We start from the raw sequence: 529 nt of genomic DNA on the forward strand, positions 1-529 counted from the left end.
CCGCCGAAGTCCCCGCCCCGTCGAGGTGAAAAGTCATGACCCAGCCTGTGCGCATACCGTCTGATGTCGATCGCGAAGATCGCGTTCTGGCCAATCTCACCGCCCGGCAGCTGGCGATCCTCGCGGTGACCGGGATCGTGCTCTACGGCGCCTGGACCCTGGCCCGCAATGCAGTACCTCTACCGATCCTCCTGATCGTCGCGATCCCGATCGGGGTCACTGCGGCGGTGCTGGCGTTGGGCCAGCGCGACGGCATGAGCCTGGACCGGCTCCTGCTCGCAGCCATCCGCCAGCGGCTGCAACCCCGCCATCGAGTGGCCGCACCCGAAGGCGTGCAGGCCGCCCCGGAGTGGCTGACCAACAGCATCACCGCGACCGATGCCAGCGGTGCGGCGGGCGAGTCGGAGGTATCTCCGGCGGCGCTGAGGCTGCCCGCGGAAGGAGTCACCGAAGCCGGAGTCGTCGACCTCGGCACGGACGGGGTCGCCATGGTCGCGGTGGCCAGCACGGTGAATTTCGCGCTCCGCAC

Annotated in this window: 1 protein-coding gene; it reads left to right on the plus strand. The window is 69.4% G+C overall.

The window, feature by feature from the left end:
* Positions 1-35 precede the first annotated feature (35 nt).
* A partial coding sequence (locus ACLARN_RS44190; RefSeq protein WP_409497464.1) for a PrgI family protein occupies positions 36-529 on the plus strand: 494 nt, incomplete at its 3' end.

This window comes from Amycolatopsis sp. cmx-11-12, from assembly GCF_046269425.1.
In the GTDB taxonomy this organism is placed as follows: domain Bacteria; phylum Actinomycetota; class Actinomycetes; order Mycobacteriales; family Pseudonocardiaceae; genus Amycolatopsis.